General features: G+C 36.5%; 21 protein-coding genes. 12 read left to right on the top strand and 9 right to left on the bottom strand.

The features are described 5' to 3' along the window. Positions 1 to 56: 56 nt before the first annotated feature. From qoxD to MRBLBA3_RS05890, 5 genes are all read right to left on the bottom strand, one after another. The gene (gene qoxD / locus MRBLBA3_RS05910) at positions 57 to 368 is read right to left on the bottom strand and encodes a cytochrome aa3 quinol oxidase subunit IV (RefSeq protein WP_000531385.1); all 312 of its coding nucleotides are present in this window, start codon (positions 366 to 368) and stop codon (positions 57 to 59) included. Beyond that, positions 369 to 971, bottom strand: a complete 603-nt coding sequence (qoxC, locus tag MRBLBA3_RS05905; RefSeq protein WP_000729310.1) for a cytochrome aa3 quinol oxidase subunit III — start codon at positions 969 to 971, stop codon at positions 369 to 371. Positions 972 to 984: 13 nt separating this feature from the next. After that, positions 985 to 2919 (bottom strand): cytochrome aa3 quinol oxidase subunit I, encoded by a 1935-nt coding sequence (qoxB, locus tag MRBLBA3_RS05900; RefSeq protein WP_000762382.1) that lies wholly within the window; start codon positions 2917 to 2919, stop codon positions 985 to 987. A gap of 33 nt (positions 2920 to 2952) precedes the next feature. After that, complete coding sequence (locus MRBLBA3_RS05895; RefSeq protein ID WP_001176179.1) at positions 2953 to 3828, bottom strand: cytochrome aa3 quinol oxidase subunit II; 876 nt, start codon at positions 3826 to 3828, stop codon at positions 2953 to 2955. A 282-nt stretch (positions 3829 to 4110) separates the two neighbouring features. Beyond that, positions 4111 to 5526 carry an amino acid permease gene (locus MRBLBA3_RS05890; RefSeq protein WP_001076080.1) on the bottom strand — a complete coding sequence of 472 codons (1416 nt, stop codon included), beginning with the start codon at positions 5524 to 5526 and terminating at the stop codon, positions 4111 to 4113. 379 nt (positions 5527 to 5905) lie between these two features. Between MRBLBA3_RS05890 and MRBLBA3_RS05885 the strand changes: the two genes are divergently transcribed. From MRBLBA3_RS05885 to MRBLBA3_RS05850, 8 genes are all read left to right on the top strand, one after another. Further along, positions 5906 to 6616 carry a C39 family peptidase gene (locus tag MRBLBA3_RS05885; RefSeq protein WP_002100311.1) on the top strand — a complete coding sequence of 237 codons (711 nt, stop codon included), beginning with the start codon at positions 5906 to 5908 and terminating at the stop codon, positions 6614 to 6616. Positions 6617 to 6747: 131 nt separating this feature from the next. After that, complete coding sequence (locus tag MRBLBA3_RS05880) at positions 6748 to 7923, top strand: amidohydrolase (protein WP_000382110.1); 1176 nt, start codon at positions 6748 to 6750, stop codon at positions 7921 to 7923. A gap of 1 nt (position 7924) precedes the next feature. Further along, complete coding sequence (locus MRBLBA3_RS05875) at positions 7925 to 8122, top strand: DUF3311 domain-containing protein (protein ID WP_000719864.1); 198 nt, start codon at positions 7925 to 7927, stop codon at positions 8120 to 8122. After that, positions 8119 to 9591: a sodium:solute symporter family protein gene (locus tag MRBLBA3_RS05870; RefSeq protein ID WP_000125945.1), complete on the top strand. Its 1473-nt coding sequence runs from the start codon at positions 8119 to 8121 to the stop codon at positions 9589 to 9591. Before MRBLBA3_RS05875 ends, MRBLBA3_RS05870 begins: the two co-directional genes overlap by 4 nt. 101 nt (positions 9592 to 9692) lie before the next feature. Further along, a complete protein-coding gene (gene gerLA / locus MRBLBA3_RS05865) occupies positions 9693 to 11171 on the top strand; it encodes a spore germination protein GerLA (RefSeq protein WP_052662048.1) in 1479 nt (492 codons plus the stop codon). Further along, a complete protein-coding gene (gerLB, locus tag MRBLBA3_RS05860) occupies positions 11172 to 12296 on the top strand; it encodes a spore germination protein GerLB (RefSeq protein ID WP_000801986.1) in 1125 nt (374 codons plus the stop codon). It abuts the gene before it with no gap. Beyond that, positions 12280 to 13446, top strand: a complete 1167-nt coding sequence (locus tag MRBLBA3_RS05855) for a Ger(x)C family spore germination protein (RefSeq protein WP_000681644.1) — start codon at positions 12280 to 12282, stop codon at positions 13444 to 13446. The genes gerLB and MRBLBA3_RS05855 overlap by 17 nt, the downstream gene beginning before the upstream one ends. Positions 13447 to 13457: 11 nt before the next feature. Next, a complete protein-coding gene (locus MRBLBA3_RS05850; RefSeq protein WP_000494000.1) occupies positions 13458 to 13583 on the top strand; it encodes a hypothetical protein in 126 nt (41 codons plus the stop codon). 63 nt (positions 13584 to 13646) lie between these two features. Here MRBLBA3_RS05850 and MRBLBA3_RS05845 read toward each other — a convergent pair whose 3' ends face one another. Genes MRBLBA3_RS05845 through MRBLBA3_RS05835 form a run of 3 tightly spaced genes read right to left on the bottom strand, consistent with a single transcriptional unit; the run spans position 13647 to position 16001 of the window. Continuing rightward, entirely contained in the window at positions 13647 to 15047 is a 1401-nt protein-coding gene (locus MRBLBA3_RS05845) for a nucleoside recognition domain-containing protein (RefSeq protein ID WP_000443587.1), read from the bottom strand. Further along, positions 15025 to 15747, bottom strand: a complete 723-nt coding sequence (locus tag MRBLBA3_RS05840) for a FeoB small GTPase domain-containing protein (protein WP_000033876.1) — start codon at positions 15745 to 15747, stop codon at positions 15025 to 15027. Before MRBLBA3_RS05840 ends, MRBLBA3_RS05845 begins: the two co-directional genes overlap by 23 nt. Further along, positions 15744 to 16001, bottom strand: coding sequence for a FeoA family protein (locus tag MRBLBA3_RS05835; protein ID WP_000252989.1), 258 nt, complete (start codon positions 15999 to 16001; stop codon positions 15744 to 15746). The genes MRBLBA3_RS05840 and MRBLBA3_RS05835 overlap by 4 nt, the downstream gene beginning before the upstream one ends. Positions 16002 to 16510: 509 nt before the next feature. On the opposite strand from MRBLBA3_RS05835, the gene MRBLBA3_RS05830 reads away from it, so the two are divergent. The 4 genes from MRBLBA3_RS05830 (at position 16511) to MRBLBA3_RS05815 (ending at position 19973) form a co-directional block, all read left to right on the top strand. Next, entirely contained in the window at positions 16511 to 17410 is a 900-nt protein-coding gene (locus MRBLBA3_RS05830; protein ID WP_000245113.1) for a phosphate ABC transporter substrate-binding protein PstS family protein, read from the top strand. Positions 17411 to 17480: 70 nt separating this feature from the next. Next, entirely contained in the window at positions 17481 to 18371 is an 891-nt protein-coding gene (gene pstC / locus MRBLBA3_RS05825; RefSeq protein ID WP_002074494.1) for a phosphate ABC transporter permease subunit PstC, read from the top strand. A 2-nt stretch (positions 18372 to 18373) separates the two neighbouring features. Beyond that, positions 18374 to 19294, top strand: a complete 921-nt coding sequence (gene pstA, locus MRBLBA3_RS05820) for a phosphate ABC transporter permease PstA (RefSeq protein ID WP_097811271.1) — start codon at positions 18374 to 18376, stop codon at positions 19292 to 19294. A gap of 139 nt (positions 19295 to 19433) precedes the next feature. Then, positions 19434 to 19973, top strand: a complete 540-nt coding sequence (locus tag MRBLBA3_RS05815) for an AAA family ATPase (RefSeq protein ID WP_044738613.1) — start codon at positions 19434 to 19436, stop codon at positions 19971 to 19973. Between the two features lie 193 nt (positions 19974 to 20166). On the opposite strand, the gene MRBLBA3_RS05810 is transcribed toward MRBLBA3_RS05815, so the two are convergent. After that, complete coding sequence (locus MRBLBA3_RS05810; protein WP_363380177.1) at positions 20167 to 23211, bottom strand: efflux RND transporter permease subunit; 3045 nt, start codon at positions 23209 to 23211, stop codon at positions 20167 to 20169. Positions 23212 to 23862 lie beyond the last annotated feature (651 nt).

The raw sequence follows: 23862 nt of genomic DNA, 5'->3' as shown, positions 1-23862 counted from the left end.
TTAATGCGGGATAAAAAAAGACTGCTGAGATTCCTCAGCAGTCTTTTTCATGCAAATTACATTGAGAAGAAGATCCATACAGTTAAACCAACTGTTGCAGTTGCAACGAAGAAACTGTATATCATTGTAAGAATTTGAACTCTTCCTTCTCCTTCTTTTAAATGCATGAACATAATTAATTGTAATAAAGCTTGCGCAACAGCCATTATGATAATAGTTGTTAATATCGTTGAAAGTGGCAGGGTTGTATAAAGTGCCACGTATAACGCTAGAAACGTTAGTGCAAGCGATAAAATAAATCCGAAAACGTGTGACCATGGGAATCCGCTATGCGCATGCCCGTTTGCTTGATTGTTATTTTGACCCATTTACGCCACCATCCCGTTCAAGTAAACTAGTGTGTAAATAAAGACCCAAACAAGATCAAGGAAATGCCAGTATAAGCTGATAATAAATACTTTACGAGCTGTAACTGGTGTTAAACCTCGTTTTAAAATCTGGATAATAACACAAGTTGCCCAAATGATACCACCTGTTACGTGGGCTCCGTGTGTTCCAAGAAGAACGAAGAATGCAGATAGGAAAGCACTTGTTTGAATCGTTGCGCCTTCACCAACGTACAAAATGAATTCTTCAATCTCGAAGAATAGGAAGCCTGCACCTAAAAGTAAAGTTAGGATAAACCAAGCTAACATTCCTTTTTGATTGTGTTTACGCATTTCATGAATTGCGATACCACATGTGAAACTACTTGTTAAAAGTAGTAGTGTTTGAATTAAAAGCGTTTTAAGTTCAAACAGTTGCGCTGGTGTTGGACCATCTGCCGTACGACCAGCAAGGACTAGATAAGAGGCGAAAAGTGTTGCGAACAGCATAATTTCAGCCCCAAGAAAAATCCAGAATCCTAGGATATTCAATCTACTTTGCTCGGATTGATATTCCAAAGGTAAGCTTTTATCTAAAGCCGCCATGTCATTTCACCTCTCATGCTATATGTTCTGTTTCTTTAATTTCATCAACACTTACGTAGTAACCATCGTCATAATCGAATGAACGATAGATTAAGCAACCTAAAATACCAACTCCGCCGATTGCTGCAAGCCAGAACCAACTAAATACTAATGCAAAACCTGCAAGACCGAAGAATAAAGACGCAATAATAGGCACGCCAGAGTTACTTGGCATGTGAATTGGTTTTATTTCTTCTGCAGCTGGTGTAACTGTTTCTCCGCGTTTTTTCATGAACCAGAAAGCATCAGCTTCTTTAATTTCAGGAAGTTTCGCGAAGTTGTAATGTTGTACAGGAGATTGAGTTGCCCATTCAAGTGTACGGCCGTCCCAAGGATCTCCAGTTGTGTCACGTTCACCGTGACGTGCACTCCAAATTACGTTATAGCAAAGGATTAGGAAGCCGATACCCATCATTACAGCACCAACAGATGCGATTTGGTTTAGCCAGCCCCATCCAAGACTTTCAGAATAAGTGTACATACGACGAGTCATACCGTCTAAACCTAAGAAGTACATTGGGAAGAAACAGATGTTGAATCCGCTCATAAAGATCCAGAATGTCCATTTACCTAGGCGTTCATTTAACATATGACCTGTCATTTTTGGATACCAGAATGTGAATCCAGCAAGCATAGCGAATACTGTACCTGCGATTAATACGTAGTGGAAGTGAGCAATTAGGAAGTAGCTGTTATGGTACTGATAATCAGCTGCTGCCATTCCAAGCATAACCCCTGTAACTCCACCAACTACGAAGTTTGGAATAAATGCCAATGACCAAAGCATTGGAACTGTAAAACGAATACGTCCTTTATACAGTGTAAACAACCAGTTAAAGATCTTAACCCCGGTTGGAATCGAAATCGCCATTGTCGAAATCGAGAAGAATGAGTTAACCGCTGGACCTGCACCCATCGTGAAGAAGTGATGAAGCCATACGACGAAACTTAGTAAAGAAATTGCAACCATTGAGTATACCATCGCACTGTAACCGAATAGACGTTTACGTGAGAATGTACTAATGATTTCAGAGAAAATACCGAATGCCGGTAAAATAACGATATATACTTCAGGGTGACCCCATACCCAGAATAGGTTAGCCCATAACATTGGCATACCGCCGCTCGCCATCGTAAAGAAGTGAGCATCGAATAGACGGTCAAATGTCATTAATGCAAGAGCAACTGTTAATACTGGGAAAGCGAAAATAATGATAACTGTTGTAATTAAGATTGACCAAGTAAACATTGGCATTCTCATTAAAGTCATACCAGGTGTACGCATTTTTAAGATAGTAACAAGGAAGTTAATACCCGTCATCAGCGTACCGAGACCTGAAATCTGTAATGCAATTGCGTAGTAGTTATTTCCTACGCCAGAAGTAAACTCTGTACCTGCCATTGGGAAGTAAGAAGTCCACCCAGCGTCTGGAGAACCACCGATTACGAAAGCGATGTTGAATAACATTGCTCCGACAAAGAATAACCAGAAACTTAAAGCATTTAAGAACGGATATGCAACGTCACGAGCACCGATTTGTAATGGTACTACAAGGTTCATTAATCCCATAACGAATGGCATTGCCATGAAAAGAATCATTACTGTACCATGTGTTGTAAAGATCCCGTTATAGTGTTCAGCGTTTAAATAAGTTGTTTCTGGGAATGTTAACTGTGCACGGATCATTAAACCGTCCATACCACCACGGAATAACATTATAACCGCAGAGATAATATACATGGCCCCGATTTTTTTGTGGTCAACAGTTGTTAACCATTCGTCCCAAAGCCATTTCCATTTTTTATACTTTGTTAGTACGAAAATGATTGCTAATGTCACAAGAACGATAGAAGCGTCTGCACCGTAAATAATCGGGTCACCTGTGACAAAGAATTCATCAAGCTTCACTGTGTTCACTCCAATCTGTTGGAATAATAGCTATTATTTTTTGTTTTTGTAGTAGTTGTAATCACAATATTCAAGTGATTTTGGATCTACATAACTTAAGTGATGACTAGAGAAAGTCATACGACCAACTACACCAGGTTTAACAATATCGTTGTACTTATCTTCTGTTAGTTTAGGAGCAGTTTCTTGTACTTCTTTTACCCACTTGTCATACTTTTCTTTTGTTTTTGCTTCAACTTCGAACTCCATGTGAGTGAATCCTTCACCAGAGAAGTTCGCACTACGGCCTAGGTAAGAACCTGGCTTGTCAGCTTGTAAATATAAATCCATAATCATGCCATCCATAGTGTACTTCATACCACCAAGTTCTGGTACCCAGAAAGCATTCATTGGACCTACAGAAGTAAGCTTAAATTGAATTGGTACACCAGCTGGGATGTTTAAATAGTTAACGGTTTCAATTTTTTCCTCCGGGTAACTAAATAACCATTTCCAGTTTGCAGATGTAACATAAATTTCAACTGGTTTAATATGTTTGGACTCTTGCGGAACCTCTTCCGAAGCATAAGTTGCTTTAACTGTTGGAATCGACAATGCGATAACGATAATAACAGGAATAATCGTCCAAATGATTTCTAATAATGTGTTACCGTGTTGATCAGGTGGCTCATAGTCCATATTCTCTGGTTTTTCACGATAACGAATCAAGATGACTGTAAACAAGATGAATACAATTGCGATAATTAATGACATAAGCAAGAATGACCAAACAATTAAATCATACTGTGCTTTTGCAACAGGTCCTTGCGGATTTAATACTGCGAGTTTTTTATCACAGCCACCGAGGAACAGAAGTAATGATAACGGAAGAAGCGAAGCCAACTTCCAAAACGTTTTCTTTAGTTGCACGATTGAAAATCTCCTTTCTCCTTGGATTGAAACTATGCCAATAAAACAATATAAACCTATTAATTTATAGAAGGCAATAGTTTTTGTCATATTGTTAAAAAATAGACACAAATGCACACTTTTTAAGGTGAATATCATTTGTAACTTGATAACATTGTAAACTATTTTCCAGATAAAAACGTGATTGTGGGAATTTTAAGATAAATAAAGTTATACCAACATATCCAATAAATAGAAAAAAGCTATCTTATTATAAGAAAGATAGCTGAATATTTTGTATATTTAGTTTATTTCCTGAGTTATATTTTTTTTCTGTTCAAATGTGACAACTTTTTTATATTTCACTTGGTATAAAATGTAACAAATAATCATGAATGGAATCCCGCAATAAAGAGCAATTCTTTGATCTGGAATGAAAGCTAAACTAACAAATGTAATGAAATTGAGTGAGAAAGCTACGATTGGAACTATTGGATAAAGTGGTGTACGGTATTTTAAATCATTTATGTCGCCGCCATTTTTCACGAAATTTCTACGGAAGAAAAACTGTGAAGCTGCAATCGACATCCAAACAACAACAGCAGCCATTGCTGCAATAGAAGTTAAAATTAAAAAGACAGTATCTGCTGCAAATATACTTGTTAATAAAGAAAGGCTTGCGAAAATCAGACTGAAAATTAACGCATTTAGTGGTACACCTCTTTTAGTTAACTTCGTAAAAGCTGGACTAGCCATTCCTTGTTTTGCCATCGCCCAAAGCATACGAGAATTTGCGTATAGACCAGAGTTAGCTACGGATAATACAGCTGTAATAATAACAAAGTTCATAATGTCCGCTGCATAAGGGATACCAGCCACATCAAATACAAGTACAAATGGACTTTCAACTAGATTAGCCTCTTGCCACGGGAGTAAACCTACAACAACTGATATCGCTAGGACGAAGAAGAATAGAGTTCGCCAAATGGTATTTTTGATTGCTTTTGGAATTGTTTTTTCAGGATTTTCACTTTCTCCTGAAGCAATTCCGATAAGCTCTGTTCCTTGGAATGAGTAATTAACTGTGATCATCGTAAGAAGAACAGCTAATGCACCGTTTGGAAATAGCCCGCCATTTTCAGTGAAATTGTGAAGCATTGGAGCTGGCTTTCCATTAAAATCGAGGAGACCAAACATAACCGCCCCTCCAAGAACGATAAAGATAACAATTGTTGCCACTTTTACGCTAGCGAACCAAAATTCCGTTTCTGCATATGCTTTTGCTGATAAAGCGTTCACAAGGAAGAGTGCTGCTGCAAATGTAACACACCAAATCCACGAAGAAACGTCTGGAAACCAGCGTTTCATTAAAATACTTACAGTCGTTAACTCTACTCCAACTGTAACAGCCCAATTTAACCAATACATCCAACCGACAACAAATCCAAAACCAGGTGAAATAAATTTGCTTGCGTAACTTTGGAAGGAACCCGCTTCTGGCATAGCTACTGATAATTCGCCAAGACATAACATTGTTAAATACATAACAAATCCACCGACTAAAAATGCAAGAATAGCACCACCAGGTCCAGCGTTATGGACGATTTGACCAGAGCCCATAAATAGCCCAGTTCCGATAACTCCACCAAGTGCGATCATGAATAGGTGTCTACTTTTCATTGTTCGTTTTAAATCTGTTTGTTCTACTTGTTGATTCATATGCCCCTCACCCCATATTCTCTTGTATGTGTTAACTTGATTTCATTCTGGGCTTTTAATCATTAGTGGGGGATGAAAAACATACTCGGCTTATTTTGTTGTGAACTGAGTATGTAAAAGATAACTATGACTAAATACCTTAGAATGTTTATTAACCTAGTGAAATAAATTCGATTCCTTAACTAGGTTAATAATTTTGATTTTAGCAAAAGATTCTGAAAAAGTATATTGTTTTTTCTTTTTATTAAAAATAATTAGAATTTTAAAACGATATCTATGAATAATAATTCAAAGAATCTTTCTAGCAAACTAGTAAGAAGAAAGGTACAATGATAGGAGGTATATCTGTAAAATAATAATTAATGGAGTTTTGTTTAAAATGAAAAAGTTAAAATATCTTTTTGTTTTTGGAATTATATTTGCTGCCGCGTTTTTTATAGGGAAAGATAAAATTATACAAAAGGCACAAGTGTTCCGTTTAGAGTTTCTATCTGAAATGAAAGAAGCGGCTATGATTGAAAATGTTCCGTTTATAAAGCAGTTACCAGAATTACCTCGTGGATGTGAAGTTACAAGTTTGGCTATGTTGCTGCAATACAAAGGTATACAAGTAGATAAGATGCAACTTGCTAGCGAAATTCATCGTGTTCCATTTAAACAAAATGGTTTACGTGGAAATCCTTATGAAGGGTTCGTTGGAAATATTTATACTAAGGCAGAGCCAGGCTATGGTGTATATAATCAACCCATTTTTAATTTAGCAGAAAAATATGCCCCTGAAAAAGTAGTTAATTTAACAGGTAGAGACGTGCAAGATACATATAAAGTAGTTAGTTCTGGTTCGCCAGTATGGGTCATTATTAATACAACGTTTAAGCCACTAGCTGAGAGTAGTTTTGAAACATGGAATACAAGCTCTGGCAAAGTGAAAATTACATATTTTGAGCATAGTGTAGTAGTGGTTGGATACGATCAAAACTTTGTATATGTAAATGATCCTCTAAAAAACAATCCACGTTTCGCTGTTCCACGAGCAGAATTTGAGCAAGCTTGGGAGCAAATGGGGAAACAAGCTATTACTATTTTATAAGAGTAAAAAGTCATCTTGAGGATGGCTTTTTATTTTTATTACTTTAAGATAGAAAATTCAGAAGATTCTTTTAAAAGTTAACAATTCACGCTATAATAACATTTAACTTGGTGAAGAAGGGGAGAAGAGAAATGGATGTCGCAAAAGAACTTGTTTTATCAAAGAATCAGTTGATTGAGTGGAGAAGGCATTTTCATAAGTATCCAGAGTTATCTTTTCAAGAGGAAAAAACATCTCAATTTGTATTCGACATACTTCGGAAAATCCCGTATTTAGAAGTTTCACGACCTACTAAATATAGTGTAATGGCAAGGTTAATTGGTAAGCAGCCTGGTAAAACCATCGCGGTTCGTGCTGATATGGATGCTCTTCCTATTCATGAAGAAAATAAATTTGATTTTATTTCTACATATCCAGGTGTGATGCATGCGTGTGGTCACGATGGTCACATGGCAATATTGCTTGGTGTAGTACATAAGTTGGTAGAGGAAAGAGAGAAAGTTAAAGGAGAGATTCGCTTTTTATTTCAACATGCAGAAGAAAACTTTCCGGGTGGTGCAGAAGAAATGGTCGCAGCGGGAGTGATGGAAGGTGTGGATTACATTATTGGTGCTCATCTTTGGGCGTCATTAGAGGTTGGGAAAATAGGTGTAATTTATGGTCCTGCGATGGCGGCACCGGACGTTTTTAAAATTACGATAGAGGGAAAAGGTGGGCATGCTGGAATTCCGCACGAAACAGTTGATAGTATCGCCATTGGTGCACAAGTTGTTTCGCAAATCCAGCAAATTGTATCTCGCCTCACGAACCCGTTAGATTCTCTCGTAGTATCTGTTACGCAATTTCATTCTGGGACAACCCATAATGTTATCCCGGAACAAGCGGAGATTGAGGGGACAGTGAGAAGTTTAAGGCATGAATTAAGAGAGGAAACAAAGGAGAAGCTTGAACGGATTGTCAAACATATTACAGAATCATACGGTGCTAAGTATACATTTTCTTATGAGTATGGATATCGACCAGTTGTGAACGATTATGAAGTTACAGAGCTTATTGAACATACGGTATTACAGCTGTATGGAAGAGAAGGAGTTGTTCGTTTACAACCAACGATGGCAGGAGAAGATTTTTCGGCATTTTTACAAAAGGCACCAGGGACGTTCTTTTTTATAGGGGCAGGCAATGAAGAGAAGGGAATTATATATCCGCATCACCATCCTCGTTTTACAATTGACGAAGATGCATTACCAATTGGAATGGAAGTCTTTGTATCATCCATTATGAATTTTATAAGTAAAGGAGAATGAGATGAAGAAAATACACGTGCTAGCACTTATTCCAGTTCTTTGTTTAGTGATTGGACCAGTATTTGCAAATTCGGTCACTCCTTACGTACTTGGGATGCCATTTCTATTATTTTGGGTATTATTATCAGTGCTCATTACGTCTCTTTGTATGGGGCTTGTGTACGTATTCGATCCTGCTAATAAGGGGGATGTGAAATGACAGCATTACTTATCATTATTTTATTCTTATTTTTAGCGCTATTTTTAGGGATTCGAGCCCAACGTGGAAAAGATATGAATTTAGAGCAATGGTCAGTTGGAGGAAGAGGGTTTGGAACTATTTTCGTTTTTCTCCTTATGGCAGGCGAAATTTATACGACATTCACATTTTTAGGAGGAAGTGGCTGGGCGTATAGTAAAGGAGCTCCTACTTTTTATATTTTAGGGTATGGTGCATTAGCTTATATTTTATCGTATTTCTTATTGCCTCCCATTTGGAAATATGCAAAAGAGCATAACCTCGTTTCACAGTCCGATTTTTTTGCGAAAAAATATAGCAGTAAGACGCTTGGAATAATTGTTTCAATTATTGGTGTAATTTCTATCATCCCATATCTCGTTTTACAGCTAAAGGGATTAGGGATCATCGTTTCGGAAGCATCTTATGGAAGAGTATCACCAGTTATTGCAGTATGGATTGGTGCTATTGTTATAACTATATATGTAATGGTTTCAGGTATACATGGATCGGCTTGGACAGCTGCTTTGAAGGATATTATGATACTATTTATCGTTATGTTTTTAGGTATATATTTACCGTACCATTATTATGGAGGATTTCAGCCGATGTTCGAAGCTGTAGAAGCAGCGAAACCAGGTTTTTTATCTTTACCTGAAGAAGGAATGAGTATTTCTTGGTTTGTTTCTACTATTATATTAACGGCTCTTGGTTTCTATATGTGGCCCCATACATTCGCTTCTGCTTTCTCGGCAAAAAATGAAAAAGTATTTCGTAAAAATGCGGCAATTATGCCACTGTATTCTTTAGTTTTACTTTTCGTATTTTTTGCAGGGTTTGCTGCTATCTTGCAAGTTCCAGGGTTAAAGGGAGCGGATGTAGATCTTTCATTATTCCGTCTGGCTCTTCAAACGTTTGATCCATGGTTTATTGGTATTATTGGTAGTGCAGGAGTGTTAACGGCATTAGTTCCAGGTTCCATGCTTGTTATGGCGGCATCTACGTTGTTAGCAAAAAATATTTACCGAACAATGGTGCCATCTGCTTCAGATAGACAAGTTGCAAAAGCAGCTAAGTTATTTGTACCTGTCGTAACGTTTGTTGCAGTATTGTTTACATTTAAAGGAGGAGAAACGATAGGGGCTCTTCTTTTAATGGGGTACAGTATAGTTACGCAACTTTTCCCTGCGCTTGTATGTAGTTTGTTTCCTCGTCAAATTATTACGAAACAAGGTGCGATTGCGGGGATGGGAATTGGATTGTTAATTGTCGCATATATCACTTTATCTGGTTCTACTATAGCTACGATGTTTCCGGGTGTCCCGCAGTATATGAAAGATTTGAATGTAGGTATAGTCGCGTTGTTAGTTAACATTATTGTGATGTTTGTAGTTAGTGGATTCACAAGAAATGTATCTGTAAAGACCGACAATATAATAGTAGAAAAGTAATTCGTGTGTTAGAGCTATCTTCGAAAAGAGATAGCTCTTTTTTGTATATATTTTCTTCTATTAGCGGAATCTAACTAAAAACTTGTTGAAAAGGAAGTTAGGTGGGGAAATTGTTAGAGCTAAAAGGTAACTTGTTTGAAGTTATGAAGGACATTAGAGATGAGTTAGGTTCACCTAATGATTTAACAATTAGAGAAGTTGCTCTTGCTGGTAGTTTTACACGTTGTGCGGTTGTTTTTTTATGTGGATTGACAGATAAGGATAATGTTTATAAATATGTAGTTCGTACACTTCAATATGAAGAAATACCAAATGAAGCAGCTGTGGTTCAGACATTATTGGATCGTTTTATTTCTATTGCAGAAGTCGGTATGAAGACGACTTTTCCAGATATTATAAATGCGGTTTTAGCAGGAGATACAGTCATATTAATTGATAATATTCAAACGGCTATTGTTGTTAACAGTAGAGCTTGGGAGAAAAGAAGTCTAGAGCCTCCAGTGACAGAAGATTTAATACGAGGACCGAGAGTTGGATTAAATGAAGATATTAATGTGAACAAAATGCTAATTCGCCGTGGTTTACGTGATCCGAAGTTACGGTTTCAATCTTATATTATGGGGAAACGATCGCAGAAAGAAGTAACCCTAGTATATATAGAAGATATTATTAACCCTTATATTGTAAAAGAACTAGATCGGCGTCTTCAATCAATAGTGACAGATGTCATTTTTGAGACGGGAACGATTGAGCAATTAATTCAAGATAATAATTTGTCGCCGTTTCCGCAGTTTTTAAATACAGAAAGACCAGATAATATAGTGGCTGCATTGGCGAAAGGGAAAGCGGCCATTTTAGTAGATGGGTCACCATTTGCTCTTATAGCGCCACTAGTGTTTGTTGATATTTTTCAATCTGTAGAAGATCATTACGAGCGTTGGATAATTGGAACGTTACTAAGAATTTTACGTATGGGATCAGGTATCGCTGCTGTTTTATTACCTGCCATGTACGTAGCGCTTGTATCGTATCATCAAGGGCTTATTCCATCTAAACTAGCTTATTCCATTGCGGGAGCGAGAGAAGGGGTGCCGTTTCCTGCTTATATAGAAACGTTAATGATGGCATTAACGATGGAATTAATACGAGAAGCCGGGATTAGGCTTCCGAAACCGATGGGACAAACAATTGGCATCGTAGGTGGTCTTGTAATTGGAGAAGCGGCAGTAAATGCAGGGATTGTAAATCCGTTTTTAGTAATTATTATTGCGGTTACCGCAATTGCTACATTTTCACTGCCTGTATATAGCATTACGATTACATTTCGAATTTTACTTTTCGTCTTCGTGTTAGCCGCGACTGCTTTTGGATTGTACGGGATTATTTTAGCTCTTATTGCACTTGCGATCCATATTACAAATTTAAAGAGTGTTGGGGTACCGTATACAACACCTATTGCTCCTGCTTTTTATAAAGATTGGGAAGAAGAATTGGTTCGCTTACCAAAATCAATGTTAAAAGAGAGACCAGAATATTTACAAACGAAAGACTCTACATTACGTCCAAAGGAGCGAGAGTAATTGAAACCATTTGAGTATGGGGATGAAGAGATTGGATCTCGGGAAATTGGGTTTGCGGTATCGTCAACCATTATTGGTATAGGGGCATTGTCTATGCCGAGAGATATTGCTGATCAAACTTTATTTTCGGACGGTTGGATTATTTTGCTTTTGGGTGGATTGATATGTGCGGTTTTAGGTTGGTTTGTAACGAGGGTAGCTATTTTATTCCCAAAACAAAACTTTGTTCAATATACAAGTGCACATTTGACGAAACCTGTTGCATACACAATTAGTAGCATTTTAGTATTAACGTTTGCAGCTCTGACAGCATATGAATCGCGAATGATTGCGGTTATTTCACAAACATATTTATTTAGTGATACACCAATACAGCTATTGTCTTTCTTCTTCTTATTAGTTGTTATTTATGGAGTGGCAGGATCGAGAGCGGCTTTATTAAGATTAAATGTTCTATTCCTACCAATTGTTTTAATTGCGATAGTGCTTCTTTCTTTATTGAATGTGAACTTAATGGAAATAGATAATTTACTACCGGCTTTTCAAACAAATGTCAGTCAGTATGCTGTAGGAGTTAAAAATTCTATTTTTACATTCATCGGATTTGAGGTAGCTCTGTTTTATGCTGTGTTGTTGAATGATAAGGCAGCGAAAAAAGCGCCAATGGCAGTTGCAAAAGCGGTGATCGTAAACGTGTTGTCATACATTTTGATTTATGTAACTTGTATTAGTGTTTTTACGTATATGACAACACGTGGATTGACATATCCAACAATTGAATTAGGAAAAGAAATTGAAATTGGTGGAGGGTTTTTAGAAAGATTTGATGCCATTTTTTTTACTACTTGGATTATTACTATTTATAACACTACAGCAATGTATTATGACGTCGCATCTTTATTATTTTGTGCTATGTTTCCAAAAGTGAAGAAACATATTTTTATTTTTGTAAGTGCTCCGATTATTTTTATGGTGAATATGATACCTAGTAATTTGAAAGAATTGTCAAGTTATGGGACTTATTTAGCTTGGATAGATATGGGGTTTGTCGTGTTAGCACCTTTGTTAGTTTTTATTGTATATAAAATAAAAAGAAGGAATGGTAGAAATGAAACACCTTCTTAAAATAATAATGGTTATGGTTTTAGCTGGATCTATAAGTGGGTGCTCTGAGTTAGAAGAAATAGAAGAAAGAGGATTTGTAGTAGGTGCAGCTTACGATATTGTAAAGGAAAAGAAAGCAAATCCAATTATGAAAGGGACGTATCAGATGGTACTCCCTAGTAAATTATCGCAACAAGGTGGACAAGGTGATGGAGGTGGAGAAAATTATATTAATGTTAGTGCGAAAGCGGATAGTGTCTTTGAGCAAATACGAATTATCGCTAAAAAAATTAGTCGTTCATTATTCTTTCCGCATATACAAGTGATAATTTTTTCTAAAGATTTACTAGCGAATCCATATGTTTTGCAAAATACGTTAGATGTATATATTCGCGATCACGAGATGAGAAGAAATATTCGTTTGTTCGTTTCTGAGAAAAATGCAGAAGCTATCTTAAAGCAGAGTGCCAAGCCTGAAAATTTACCGGCGCAGTATATTGATATGTTAGCTGAACACCCTCCGAAAAATGCTCAAATGATTGAAGCTGCAAGAATTGGTGAAGTACAGGAAAAGATGATTTCTAACCAAAGTTTCGTATTACCTATTCTCGAACTAACAAAACAAGGGGTACAAATGAACGGGGCAGCGTTGTTTCGTGGGAAGGATAATAAGTGTGTAGGCAGTTTGAGCGGAGAACAAACAGTAGGAATGAATTATATAATAGGTAAAAAAATTGGAGGTTTTTTTACTATCCGTAAAAAAGACCAGCTTATTACATATGAAATTCATAAGGTGCACCGAAAGATTAAAGTGTCTACGACAAATGCTACAAAACCGAAGTTTGATATTCATTTATCTCTGGAAGGTACATTGGCTGAGTTGCACTTTAGTGATCATAAACAAGTTATGAATGAAAAGCGCTTGAAGAGGGATATTTCGAAGGAAATGGAGAAGCGTATTCAAAAATCGATTAAGCTTGTTCAAAAAAAATATAAGGTAGATGTATTAGCGTTAGGAGAAGTATATAAGCGGCATAATTATAAAGAATGGAAGAAGATAGATAAGAATTGGGATCAAGGTGAAAATTATTTTAGTAATGCTGAGGTTACTGTTCATGTTCATCCGACAATTGAGCATTCAGGTTCAGCTTTACCGAAGAGAGTGAAATAAGGTGATTTAAGTTGTTTACTGGACTAGGAATTAGTTGCACGATATTAATGGCGGTTCTTCCAGGAGTTATATACTTTATTCATAAAAAAATTACGACGTATGGAGCGCAGCCATGGAAAAAAAAGAAACCTGAATAAATTCAGGTTTCTTTCGCGCAAAGCATATGTGAAGGGGGATACCTTCTATGTATGCTTTGTTTTTTATACAAGTCCTAACCAATGTACCAATTGTGTAGAGAGGAATGTAACAACAATGGCAATAACAGTAGGGATTGCGAACGATAAGAATGTCCATTTTGCACTTTTTGTTTCTTTATATATGTTAACCAGTGTTGTTCCGCACGGGAAATGAAGGAGTGAGAACAACATTGTATTTAACGCTGTTAACCAAGTCCAACCATTTTCTAAGAATAGATTTTTAATTTGGTTAAAATCATCTATTTCAGTTAAAGCCCCAGTTGATAAATAAGACATTAATAAAATCGGGATAACAATTTCATTCGCTGGTAGTCCAAGAATAAATGCAGCTAAAATAAACCCGTCAAGTCCTAACATTTTAGCGAATGGATCTAGGAAGTTTACAAAATACATAAGTAAGCTTGTGTCACCGATGAAAATATTAGCTAGTAACCAAGTTAATGCAGCTGCAGGGGCAGCTACAACAACAGCTCGTTTTAAAACATAGACTGATTTATCGAGTGTTGCACGTACAATCGTATTCCAAACTTTTGGCTTACGGTATGGTGGTAACTCAAGAGTATAGTGAGTTGGCACACCTTTTAAAGCTGTTTTTGATAGTACCCAAGAAACAGTTAATGTCATAATAACACCAATTACAACCATTCCAACTACAACGCCAGCAGTAACTAATGTTTGCATACTACCTGTATAACCAGCAGCCATAAATAATGAAGCCATTAAAATTAACGTAGGCCAGCGACCGTTACAAGGAACGAAGTTGTTTGTTAAGATTGCAAGCATTCGTTCACGTGGTGATTCAATAATACGTGTTGACATAATAGCGGCTGCATTACAACCAAAGCCCATTGCCATTGTTAAAGATTGTTTGCCATGTGCACCGGAGCGTTTGAATAAGCGATCCATATTAAAAGCGACACGTGGTAAGTATCCGTAGTTTTCTAATAGTGCGAACATAGGGAAAAAGATTGCCATAGGTGGTAACATAACGCTAATAACAGCACCGATACCACGGAATAAACCAAGTATTAAAATGCCATGTAACCATTCAGGTGCATGCGCTGCTTGGAACCAAGATGTTAAATATCCTTCTGCCCATCCGAAGAATTCAGCAATCATATCAGATGGTACGTTAGCGCCTGCAATTGTAAGATAAAAAATAATAGATAAAATACCGAGCATAATTGGGAATCCCCAGATGGGAGATGTGAAAATTTTATCTAGTTTTTCAGAACGATACAATTTATCAGTATTTGTATATTGAACAGACTCTTTACATATGCTTGCAGATGTTCGATAAATATCTCCGACAATATCATCTCGTATATCTTCTTTTGAGAGTGCTTGTGCATGTTGAATAATATAGTCTAATGGAAGAGCTTTACTGGCTGAGTGAGATTCCATTCATTACGACCTCCCTTACAAGTGGTTCATTATGGTGTTTTTGAAGTGTAGTTAAGAAATTTTTATCTCCATCTAAAATACGTAAAGCAATCCAACGTGCTGGATACGTATCACCGAACACTTTATAAATTTGCGGTTCTAATTCCTGAATCATATTTTCAATTTTTTCACTGTAAGAAATTTTAATTGGTGTTGGAATTAATTTTTTATTTGCTACTTTAGCGATGACATTTAGCAAATGTCCAATGCCTACTCGATTACGAGCAGAGATTTTAACTACAGGTACACCGAGTGATTTTGCTAATTTCTTTTCATCAATAACAATGCCTTTTTTCTCAGCTTCATCAATTAAGTTAATACAAATGACTACGTTGCTTGTCATTTCCATCACTTGGAGTGCTAAATTTAAATTTCTCTCCATAGCAGTTGCGTCTATAACAACTACAGCTACTTCTGGCTTTTCAAATATAATATAATCCCTCGCTACTTCTTCGTCCGCGGAATTTGAATATAGTGAGTAAGTTCCAGGTAAATCTATTATTGTATATATATTTCCGCCGTGCTTATATTCCCCTTCAGCCTTTAAAACAGTTTTCCCCGTCCAGTTTCCAGTATGTTGTTTTAAGCCTGTTAAAGTATTAAATAATGTACTTTTCCCGGTATTCGGGTTGCCAGCTAAAGCAATACGATGTTTGCTCATCTGAAATCATCTCCTATTAATACCCCGAAAATAAGGGAACTTTCTTCCTTACGTAGTGCAATAGTTGTGTTGCTTACTTGATAAGCGACCGGATCCCCAAGTGGACTGCGTTGTAATACTTTAATCGTTGCCCCAGGGATAAATCCTAAGTCTAATAAACGTCGTTTCATAGTTCCTTCTAATTGTATCTTCTCAATTTGTACAAACTCTCCTGTTTTAAATTCAGAAAGTGGTTTTGTATTAGCCGATACCATAAAAGTTACCTCATCTCTATATTGTTAGTTTAAGTTTAAAAAGTTTCCTTAGGTAAACTTTTTGTTAGTAATATAGTAGACCACATTGGATGATGCTGTCAATTAGTACTTTAAAAATATTCAATTATTTTTAGAATTGTTCCAATTTATTTAGTTGTACCGAAAAATATTACTGAAATTCTTCTCAATGTAAATAAAGTAAGGGTGTAAAACCTTAAAAATATAGGGTGATTGTAAATGTAGTTTTAATCTAAAGGGGAAAATGCAGAAAATTATTTACACTAGCTTTACATTGTTAAGATTAAATTTACAATAATGCATGTTTAGTGTGGATTTTGTTGGGTTTTTCAACTATAAATGTTGGAATGTCTAGCTTTTGCGGGATGTTATCCCTATTTACTTAAACTTAAAAATTGCTTAACACTCACATAATATTGTTGTCCTACAATGAATTTGTGTTCGAAAGAAGATGAATTCGAAAAGTGATAATCCAAATGGGGGTACAAGACATGGTTATGAAAAAGGGTATTAAATTTTCTTTAGCGGCTTTAGTTGTTGCAGGTGCATTAGTTGGATGTGGAAAAGCAGAAAGTACGGATAATAAGGAAGCTGCTAAAGGTAGCGATGCAAAACAAGAATTATCAGGTACGATTGCAGCGGCTGGCTCTACAGCTCTTCAACCTCTTGCGGAGGAAGCTGGAAAGAAATTCATGGAGAAAAATTCAAAAGTTTCTATTCAAGTTCAAGGTGGCGGTAGTGGAACTGGGATTAACCAAGTAGCATCTGGTGCGGTACAAATTGGTAACTCAGATGTTCCAGCTGGAGATAAAATAAAAGATGCTGAAAAAGCAAAAGAATTAGTAGATAACAAAGTTGCGGGTATCGCATTCGCACTTGTCGTAAATAAAGATGTAAAAGTTGATAACTTAACAGTGAAACAAGTGCAAGATATCTTCACTGGAAAAGTAACGAACTGGAAAGAAGTAGGCGGAAAAGATGAAAAAATCAATGTAATTAACCGGCCAGCTTCATCTGGTACACGTGCTACTTTTGAAAAGACAGTTATGAAAGACGCGAAAATTAATGATGGAACTGGTACAACACAAGATTCTAATGGTGCTGTAGAGCAAGCGATTAACTCTACTCCAGGTTCAGTTAGTTACTTAGCAATGTCTTACATGGTTGGTGAGAAAAAAGGTGCGTTACAAACGGTTAAAATTGATGGATCTGAACCGAAAGTTGAAAATATTTCTGCTGGTAAATATCCATTCTGGTCTTACGAGTACATGGTAACGAAAGGTGAAGCGAAGGAAGCAACTAAGGCTTACATCGACTATGTAAAAGGTAAAGACTTTGAAAAACAAGTAGAAGATATGGGTTACATTCCGATGTCTAAATTAAATAAGTAATAAAATTTATGGGGCTGGCTGCAAGGCCAGTCCTGTTCATTTCAATTTATGAAGTGGGGTCTGTCCTGTGATGAAGGGGAAAAAACAAATAAATTACGTAAAGAGTGAATATATAGGAAGATCACTCGTTACGTTTTGTGGTATTTTTATTGTTTTGGTTACATTAGCTATTATTGCGTTTATTTGTGGTAAAGGAATTCAATCTTTTACGCAAAGTGGTATCTCATTTACTGAGGTGTTAACATCGACAAAATGGAATCCGAATGCTGATCAAGGCACGTATGGTGCTGTAATCTTTATTGTAGGTTCGACGCTTGTGTCGTTAGGTGCGGTCGTTATTAGTGCACCGATTGCTATAGCTCTTGCTATATTCATGAATTTAATTTCGCCGAAGTTTGGGAATAAAGTATTGAAACCTGTTCTTGAATTATTAGTGGGTATTCCGTCAGTTGTATACGGATTATTGGGGGTTACAATTTTAGTCCCTCTATTACGTGATTCGTTTGGTGGAGTAGGCTTTAGTTTAATTGCAGGTATTATTGTGCTAAGTATTATGATTTTACCTACTATTGCTAGTATCGCTTCTGATGCAATACGCTCTGTTCCATTTGATTACTTGGAAGCTTCTTACGGTTTAGGATCAACGAAATGGCAAGCGATTAGCCGAGTGATTGTTCCAGCTGCAAAACAAGGGATTTTAACAGGTATAGTTTTAGGTTTAGCGCGTGCTTTTGGTGAAGCATTAGCGGTTCAAATGGTAATCGGGAACACGATTAAATTACCAGAAGGAATATATAGTCCGACAGCAACGTTAACGGGTATTCTGACAATGGATATGACGAATACATTGAACGGAACAGCTTGGAACAATGCGTTATGGACTTTAGCGATGATTTTACTTGTTATTTCATTCCTGTTTATTTTAGTAATTCGAGCGATTGGGCAAAGAGGTGAGCGATAATAATGAATGCAAGAACGGTAAATAAAGTTTGGACAGGTATCTTTTATGCAGTTGCGGCTTTAGTTGTAGCTTTGCTAGTGTTCTTAGTTTTTGAAATTCTGCAAAAGGGATGGGGATTTTGGGATCCTAGTTTCTTATTCGGAGAACCAAGTAATACAAGAGCTGGTGGTGGAATTGGTCCGCAGTTATTCAATTCCTTCTACATGCTTGTTATAACACTTATTATATCAATTCCTCTTGGATTAGGTGCTGGAATATATTTAGCGGAGTATGCAAGACAAGGGCGTTTTTTGAGTTTTGTTCGTTTATGTATTGAGACGATGGCGTCGTTACCCTCTATTGTTGTTGGACTATTTGGTTTGTTAGTGTTTGTTACAATGACAGGCTGGGGATATACAGTAATGGGTGGAGCTCTTGCTTTAACTATTTTAAATTTGCCTGGTTTAACACGTGTTTGTGAAAATGCGATTTCTGAAGTTCCTCATAATGTAAAAGAGGCGAGTCTTGGATTAGGTGCAACAAAGTGGCAAACAATTGTCCGTATTATTATTCCATCGTCATTACCACAAATTATTACGGGGATTATTTTAGCGGCAGGGCGTATATTTGGTGAGGCTGCGGCGTTAATTTATACAGCGGGTTTAACATCCCCAATTTTAAATTCTGCAGCAGACTTTTCAAGTCCGGCTCATCCGTTGAATCCATTTCGACCAGCGGAAACGTTAGCGGTTCATATTTGGAAGTTGAACTCTGAAGGGATTATCCCAGATGCGAAGTTGATTGCGACAAAATCTGCAGCTGTATTAATTATTATGGTATTACTATTCAATGTCATTTCGCGCTTGGTAGCATCTGTATTGCATAAGCGCTTTACAGGAACGAAAAGAAAAAGTAAAACGACGAAGAAGGTAAAAGCGGCATAAGTTGAAGATGAAAACTCTCTGTTTATAAAACAGGGAGTTTTTTTACGGTCATTTTGTTATTGGCAGGAAAAGAAGAAGAGTGACCGAATAGGTAACTTGATATATAGAAATTCGGATGAAAATAGGGAGGGGTTTGGAAGTGTTTTTTCTGCAAATGTCGGGGTTTCCTGGATCTGGGAAATCAACACTTTCTAAGTATATCGCTAAATTAACAGGTGCTGTTATTGTAGATCATGACGTCGTGAAATCAGCTTTATTAAAATCATTAAAGGAAAAAGGTGTTGAACCAACAGTGGTTGGGGGGATCTCCTATGATATTGAGTGGGAACTGATCGGTTCTTTGTTGGAGCAAAAGCACAGTGTGATATTAGATAGTCCGTGTCTCTACGAAGGGATGGTTAAAAAAGGAATAGATTTATGTCAGAAACATGGTGCTACATATAAATATATTGAATGTTATCTTAATAATATTGAAGAAATTAATCGTAGGTTACAAACGCGTGAACGTAAGATAAGTCAAATTACAAAAGTAGAATCAGAAGTAGCATTTCAAAAATGTCTGGCTGGCAGTAAAAGGCCTTTACACGGTGAATATCTTATTGTGGATTCTGAAGAGCCGTTAGAGAAGTATGGTAAAAAAGTGATGGATTATATTTATCCCGCTATTTGTGGGAAGTAAAACTCCCACCTCAAAAATCAGCTGGAGCAAAGGAGTTAGATGGGAGCTAAACTGCCCGTAAACGCCCGATTGGTGCGGGTTAATAATCAGTGGGGGATGGACAAAATCCCCCACTGATTAAAGTTTCACTTTATGGATAGGTAGAGGGATAAAAAAGGCGTTATCTTCAATTATGAAGATAACGCCTTTTGGTTTAAATATCAGGTGTTTCTGTTGAAGTGCTTATTTTTCTGCGGGAGCGTCTTTTTCTCCCGATTTTATCTAATAGTTCATACATAACAGGAACAACTACTAATGTAAGAACGGTTGAAACGGCTAAGCCACCAATTACAACGACAGCTAGACTTTTTGATACCATGCTGCCCGCTTGAGATTGGCCGAATAGTAGTGGTAGCATAGCGACGATTGTTGTTATGGCTGTCATAATAATTGGACGTAATCGAGTGGAGCCGGCTTCTAATAGGGCTTCTCTTGTTTCCATACCGTTTTCTCGATTTTGTTGGACTCTTTCTATTAATACAATAGCATTTGTAACGACAATTCCGATTAACATTAATGCGCCAATCAAGGAATTTACATCAACAGGTGTTCTGGAAATGATTAATCCTAAAATACCTCCGACAGCAGCTAATGGCAAGGAGAACAAAATTGCAAAAGGAGCACGCGCCTGCCCGAATGTGATGACCATAATTAAATATACAATCCCGATTGCAATCCCCATAATTTTAAATAAATCAGTGAAATTCTCTTGCATAGATTCAGTAGCACCTGCAATATTTACTTTTGCCCCGTTAGGTAAATCTAAGTCGGCTATCGCTTTGTTTACTTCTGCGCTTACTTTACTTAAATCGTCACTTGAAGCTTCTGCAGTAATTTGAATCGTTTCTTTCCCGTTTTTATGGAAGATTTCCGTTTGAAGTTGTTTTTCTGAAATAGTTGCAATGTCTTTTAAAGGAATTGGTCCGTTAATAGGTGATAGTATGTTTGTGTTTAAAATATCTTCTTGTTTGTTAATGGATACCTTTTTATGTTCTATCATAATAGTTGTTTTTTCATTATTGATTGAGATTTCCCCAATAGGAGATTTCTTCATAAGGAATGATACTTGTTGTGCTGCTAATTCTGGTGTTAAACCTAGTTGCTCGGCCTTTGTTTGATCGATATGAATTTGCCATTCTTTTTTAGATTCTTCTATATTTGTTTTTACTTTGGAAAGAGAATCCATGCTTTTTAGTTTTGTTTCGACGATGTTAGCGGTCTTTTGTAAATTTGTTTCGTTAGTAGCTGTTACATTAAATTGTAAGTTGTTTCCGCCTCCGGAGTCAGAGTAACTCGTTTTTATATAATCAAGTTCAGCTGGTTCGAAAGCTGTATGTTCTTTTTTTAATTCTTTAATATATTGGTCGATGTCAGATCCTTTTTTAAAGACTACAAATATAGTTGCAAGATTGTTTTGCGTTGTCTGTCCCCATTGTGCATCTTCTGCGCTAGATCCCATTCGTAAAATAACATCTGTTACATCAGAATTAGAGAGGAGTTTCTTTTCGAAATCAAAGGCTTTTTGTTTTTTAGCTTCAGAATCATAACCAGCTGGAAATGTCATGTTAACGGAAAGCATTGTATCATCCTCAGACTTTATGTTCGCTTTCGGAAGTAGTATGTAGGCTGCGATTGATCCTGCAAATAATAAAAAAGAAGTGAGTAGAATGATAAACTTATGAGAAAGAGCCCACTTTAATGTAGCGACATATCGCGGTGAAGAATGTGAATTGCGACGTTTTGTTTTTTTGAGCAGTAAAAAAGCCATAAGTGGAACGACTGTTAATGCCACAATTAAGGAAGAAAGTATAGAATATACAACTGCTAACACCATAGGTAACATTAGTTTTCCAATTACTCCCGATACGAGACCGATAGGTAAAAAAACGGCGACTGTTGTTAAAGTAGAAGAGGTAATTGCGACGGCGACCTCTTTTGTTGCATTGAGAATAATATCTTTAGAGAAAGATTCTTTTTGTAAACGACGGAAAATATTCTCGATGACAACGATACTATCATCGACGAGACGTCCAACTGCAACGGCTAAGCCACCTAGAGTTAAAATGTTAAGTGTGATGTTAGATTGGTGGAGTAAAAATAGTGTTAATAGGATAGATAATGGGATACTGACGACAGCGATGAGCGTTGTTCGAAAGCTACGTAAAAAGATTAAGATAATGAGAGTCGCGGCAATGGCACCAAGGATTACTTCTTTGCCCATACTAGTAACAGCATTTTCAACTTGCTCATGAGTTGAAGCTAAAAGTTTAATAGAATACTGATCTTTATATTGCTTACTTATATCTTTAATCTTTTTATCAATCTCTTTTCCAATTGCAACCGCGTTTTTACTCGGTTCTTTCATGATGACTAATCCTGTTCCTTCTTCTCCGTTTATGTGTGAGATTGTATCGTAATGTTGTTTTAGTTCAATTTGAGAGACATCTTGTAATTTTACTTGAGGTGTAACGGTGATGTTTTTTATGTCATTTACATTTTTTATATCCCCGATGACACGAAGATTGTATTCTTCCTTATTAACGGTAATTGCTCCGGCTGGAGTGGAAGTTTCTTTTCCTTGTAAAACTGTTAATACTTGCTGTGATGTTACGTTTTTATCTTTTAGTTGGTTAGGATCAAGTACGATGGATAATTCGGAAGTTGATTTTCCAAAAAACATAACATTGGCAACACCATCAATGCTTTCGAGTTGTGGTACGATTTCTTTCTCGATTTGTTTTTCGTCAGCTTTTGAAAATCCGTTTTGCTTCTGGATGGTGATTTGAGCGAGTGGAATCATAGAAGTATTTAATTGGCTAACTACAGGCTTAGTTACATCTTTAGGTAATTTAATTGTATTAATTGCTTTCTCGACTTCGCGTGCCGCGTCTTTCATATTTGCCTTGGATGTATATGCGATGTCGATGCGCGATAACCCTTCATGTGTAGAAGAAGTGATGCCATCGATATGTTCTAAATTACGAAATTGTTTTTCGAGAGGATCAGTCACGTCCTTGGTCATCGTTTCAGCATCGAGCCCTTGAGACAATGTCGTAACAGTTATTGCGGGGTTATCGATGCTTGGTAAAAATTCCATAGGTAATTTAGAGCCGGAATAAACGCCGAGTATGGAAATGAGAAAAACCATGATGATAATAGCAGCTCGGTTTTTTAATGAAAACTTTGTTAACCTATCCATAAGATAATTCCTCCATTAGTTTATTTATAGTTGTGTGGGCACTTCCTTACTATATAACAAAAAATGGATATTTTTCATTAATTTAATGTAAAAAAATTCTAACAATAATCTTAAGCTAATATTTTGAAGGGAAGTTCGTTATTTATGAAAGTGAAATTCCTAATTGTTGAAGCGAAGCGTTAATTAAAGTTTTTCTCTAGTGTAGTGGACTCGTTTTTTGTTACTCTACATTTAAATGTTTTTTTGTCCTTCTTAAGTAGAGTTGTGGTTATTGTAAAATTTAAAAGGAAGAGGGCTAAAGATTAGGGGGTTATGTGGAATACTGTCTGGTTGATGATGGTGTATAGTAAGTTGTCTACAATCAAAATGAATGTTTTCAGTAGAAAGGATAATGGTTCTTTCTATAGAAGAAAGTAGGCTAGATAATTTTTTGTGTTTTTTTATAAAAAACACTTGTTATTTAAAAATCATGATGGTATATTAATAAACGTCGCTGATGCGGAAACGCAGAAAACGACAAAAAGAAATTAAAAAGCATAGTTGACATCGAAAAATGAAGATGTTAATATGATGAAGTCGCTTCTGAAGCGGCGGACAAGTTCTTTGAAAACTGAACGAAACAAACAACGTGAACGTCAATTTTTATTTTTA

Source organism: Bacillus sp. LBA3-1-1.1 (assembly GCF_040676495.1).
In the GTDB taxonomy this organism is placed as follows: domain Bacteria; phylum Bacillota; class Bacilli; order Bacillales; family Bacillaceae_G; genus Bacillus_A; species Bacillus_A nitratireducens.
The sequence above is the reverse complement of the archived record's forward strand: the minus strand, read 5'-3'. Positions and strand labels throughout refer to the sequence as shown.

Coding starts and splice junctions, on each gene's coding strand:
- MRBLBA3_RS05845 (WP_000443587.1), bottom strand. CDS start 15,047: ATGGAATCTCACTCAGCCAGTAAAGCTCTTCCATTAGACTATATTATT.
- MRBLBA3_RS05890 (WP_001076080.1), bottom strand. CDS start 5,526: ATGAATCAACAAGTAGAACAAACAGATTTAAAACGAACAATGAAAAGT.
- MRBLBA3_RS05855 (WP_000681644.1), top strand. CDS start 12,280: ATGAAACACCTTCTTAAAATAATAATGGTTATGGTTTTAGCTGGATCT.
- MRBLBA3_RS05870 (WP_000125945.1), top strand. CDS start 8,119: ATGACAGCATTACTTATCATTATTTTATTCTTATTTTTAGCGCTATTT.
- MRBLBA3_RS05810 (WP_363380177.1), bottom strand. CDS start 23,211: ATGGATAGGTTAACAAAGTTTTCATTAAAAAACCGAGCTGCTATTATC.
- MRBLBA3_RS05830 (WP_000245113.1), top strand. CDS start 16,511: ATGGTTATGAAAAAGGGTATTAAATTTTCTTTAGCGGCTTTAGTTGTT.
- qoxD (WP_000531385.1), bottom strand. CDS start 368: ATGGGTCAAAATAACAATCAAGCAAACGGGCATGCGCATAGCGGATTC.
- pstA (WP_097811271.1), top strand. CDS start 18,374: ATGAATGCAAGAACGGTAAATAAAGTTTGGACAGGTATCTTTTATGCA.
- MRBLBA3_RS05885 (WP_002100311.1), top strand. CDS start 5,906: ATGAAAAAGTTAAAATATCTTTTTGTTTTTGGAATTATATTTGCTGCC.
- qoxC (WP_000729310.1), bottom strand. CDS start 971: ATGGCGGCTTTAGATAAAAGCTTACCTTTGGAATATCAATCCGAGCAA.
- pstC (WP_002074494.1), top strand. CDS start 17,481: ATGAAGGGGAAAAAACAAATAAATTACGTAAAGAGTGAATATATAGGA.
- MRBLBA3_RS05835 (WP_000252989.1), bottom strand. CDS start 16,001: ATGGTATCGGCTAATACAAAACCACTTTCTGAATTTAAAACAGGAGAG.
- MRBLBA3_RS05840 (WP_000033876.1), bottom strand. CDS start 15,747: ATGAGCAAACATCGTATTGCTTTAGCTGGCAACCCGAATACCGGGAAA.
- MRBLBA3_RS05880 (WP_000382110.1), top strand. CDS start 6,748: ATGGATGTCGCAAAAGAACTTGTTTTATCAAAGAATCAGTTGATTGAG.
- MRBLBA3_RS05875 (WP_000719864.1), top strand. CDS start 7,925: ATGAAGAAAATACACGTGCTAGCACTTATTCCAGTTCTTTGTTTAGTG.